Source organism: Streptomyces niveiscabiei (assembly GCF_001419795.1).
GTDB classification, from domain to species: Bacteria; Actinomycetota; Actinomycetes; order Streptomycetales; family Streptomycetaceae; genus Streptomyces; species Streptomyces niveiscabiei.
The window spans coordinates 1-1186 of record NZ_LIRL01001173.1; the positions used below are offsets into that span (position 1 = coordinate 1).

The following is a 1186-nucleotide window of genomic DNA, read 5'->3' on the forward strand; positions in this document are numbered from 1 at the left end:
CGGGGATGTCGTTGGGGGAGGGGGAGGTGTCGGGCATGTGGGGGAGTCGCTTTCTGTGCGGGGTGTGACGAATGCCTCACAGGGTGTCGTGTTGGTCGCTACCGTGAAAGGGGTTTTGGGTCCGCAGGGCGCGCTGCGGAGGATCAGTCAAGGAGTGGGGAACATGGGGCGAGGCAAGGACATCGACGGTTCCCAGGGGGTTCCGACCTTCTACGGCAAGGAGTTGAGGTTCAAGCGGGAGAAGGCGGGGATGTCGCTGGATCAGTTGCTTGAGGGGAGCTACTTCGGCAGGACGTACCTCAGCGACATCGAGCGCGGGGAGCGGACGATGCCGATCGAGTTGGCGCGGCATGTGGACCAACGGCTCGGTACGGACGGGTACTTCGAGCGGAACTGCGAGGACGTGAGGAAGGCGCGGAAGTCGAGCCACGCCGCGTACTTCACCGACGTACTCGTGATGGAGAAACGTGCACGGGAGACGGCGGCCTGGGAGCCGATGCTGATTCCGGGGCCGCTTCAACTGGAGCCGTACATCAGGGCGGTGGTGCTGGCGGCGCACCCCAACGAGAGCGAGGAGTCTCTCGCCGCGAAGGTCGCCGACCGGCGCGAGCGGGCCTGGCTGTACGAGGACAGGAACTCACCCGAGAGCTGGCTCGTCCTGCATGAGTCGGTCCTGCGCGACCCTCTTCTGCCGCCGAACGAGATGGCGGACCAACTCGCCCACGTCGTCGAGGTGTTGAGCAAACGCCGGGTCCAGCCCCAAGTGATGCCGAGGAACGCGGGTATCGTCCCCTTCGCGATGGGCTCGACGAAGTTCATGACCTTCCCCGACGCCCCTCCGGTGATGTACACGGAGGGCATGTACAGCGGCCAGCTGATCGACGATCCCCACCTCGTGCAGCTCTACTCGAAGGCGTACGTCCGCCTCAGGTCCGCCGCGTACGACCCCAGGACGTCCCTGAAGATGATCGAACAGGCGGCCGAGGACTACCGCGCCGGCAAGCTTCCAGCGTGACGTGCGTACAGCCGCAGCAAGAGGAGCAAGGGCGCTGACGGGGACGAAGTCGAGACCGCCTCGCCTTCCTTGGCGCCGTTCTCTGCCGCAAGCCGAGCTACAGCAACGCCAGAGGCGGCGACTGCGTAGAGATCGCCGCCAACCTCCCCCCCCTCGTCCCCGTCCGCGACA

The 1186-nt window shown here is 65.8% G+C and carries 1 protein-coding gene and 1 pseudogene; both read left to right on the plus strand.

All coding sequences use genetic code 11. The features are described 5' to 3' along the window. The first annotated feature begins 163 nt into the window (after positions 1 to 163). Positions 164 to 1015, plus strand: coding sequence for a helix-turn-helix domain-containing protein (locus AOK24_RS41625; RefSeq protein WP_055725081.1), 852 nt, complete (start codon positions 164 to 166; stop codon positions 1013 to 1015). Positions 1016 to 1140: 125 nt separating this feature from the next. Beyond that, positions 1141 to 1186 (plus strand): annotated as a pseudogene (locus tag AOK24_RS51900) (hypothetical protein); the annotation flags it as partial.